Annotated in this window: 1 protein-coding gene; it reads right to left on the bottom strand. The window is 21.9% G+C overall.

Translation table 11 applies throughout. From position 1 onward, the window contains the following. Nucleotides 1–1,152: 1,152 nt before the first annotated feature. Nucleotides 1,153–1,323 carry a hypothetical protein gene (locus tag K324_RS15850; protein ID WP_169720580.1) on the bottom strand — a complete coding sequence of 57 codons (171 nt, stop codon included), beginning with the start codon at nt 1,321–1,323 and terminating at the stop codon, nt 1,153–1,155. Between the last annotated feature and the right edge of the window lie 62 nt (nt 1,324–1,385).

The raw sequence follows: 1,385 nt of genomic DNA, 5'->3' as shown, positions 1-1,385 counted from the left end.
ACTCACTCCTTATATTTTATTTTTTTTGGTAATACCATTATACTACTTTTTAAATTTTTGTCAATAATTTTTTACTTCAAACTCATTTGTCATCATCAAAAATATAAAATTATTTTTCAATTGAAAATCTAATTTACAATATAGAACTAAAATAAGCCCATATTAGCCCCATAACGAAAAAATTTTGCATCAGGCAAAGTTCTATACCAAAAAACGATTTAACGAACGCTACGGGCTTAATATGACGTAATATGAACTTTAATTTTTATAATCATCAATTTTATTTTATGATTTCAAGAAATTTTATCCTGATTTTTCTGATATATTTTTTTATCAAAAAAAGAGCTTGTGCAAACTTTTTAGAAGAAAACTCCCAATAATCTGTACATAAGCTCAAATATTTTATTTTTTATTCAATTAAATTTTCTTTTGATATTTTAAAATGAGTTGAAGTAAAATTTCTTAAACTGCCCATCCACCTCCAAAAACTGGGCTCTCATTTTCACGCTTAAACTAATATTACCTTATTTTTTTCAAAAAATCAAGACTTTTTTCATAAAAATTTTTCCCAATAAACTTTCCGAAAATTAAAATTTTGGAAAGCACGCTTACAAGTTTCTCAAAAATTAAAATTTTTAACAAACTTATCGTGATTTTTTCAGTGCATAAAATTTTGAAAAAATGACTTTCGTCTGCACTCAAAAACTCATTTCATTCGTGAAAATAAAGTTACAATTCTCAAATTTAAAGAGTATATTTTGTATAAATTTCTACAAATTTTGTGCAATAAAATTTTCATAAAGACAGTTTTTAAAGATGAATTTTTATGTATTATTGAACTTTAAATATGACATTTTTTAAATCAATTTTTTTACAAAACAGCAAAAAATAATTTCAATTTTTCTAAAAATATATCCCAAATTTTTAGTAAATTATAGTTAAAAATCTTAATCATAATTACACCTATAGACAAAAATTTCTTTTAAAAATAACAAAAAAAGAGAACTAAAAATTCTCCTTTTTTTATGTAATTATGCTTTTTATTTTACAATATTTTAGAAAAAAAGTATGATATTTTTCCTAAAAAAATTTACAATTTGTGCAAATAATTTTAACTATAAAAATACAAAAATTGTTATTCAGTTTTAATAATTATTCCTCACTTTCAATCAATTTTTCAAACTCTCTAGTTGTTTCAGTTCGTTCAATTCTCTTAACAACTTCGTCATCAAATTCAATTTCAATGTCAAAAATACCTCTATCATATTCAAGATTATTTTCCCCATCATCTACATTTTCATCTTCAAAAAATTCATCAGTCATAATTGAAATTCCTTTCATTTTAGTTTTTAATCAAGATAACTGTTCTTGTAATATTTATAATA

The sequence above is a fragment of the Leptotrichia trevisanii DSM 22070 genome, from assembly GCF_000482505.1.
GTDB classification, from domain to species: Bacteria; Fusobacteriota; Fusobacteriia; order Fusobacteriales; family Leptotrichiaceae; genus Leptotrichia; species Leptotrichia trevisanii.
Note: the sequence above shows the minus strand (reverse complement) of the source record. Positions and strands in the feature narration are given on the sequence as shown.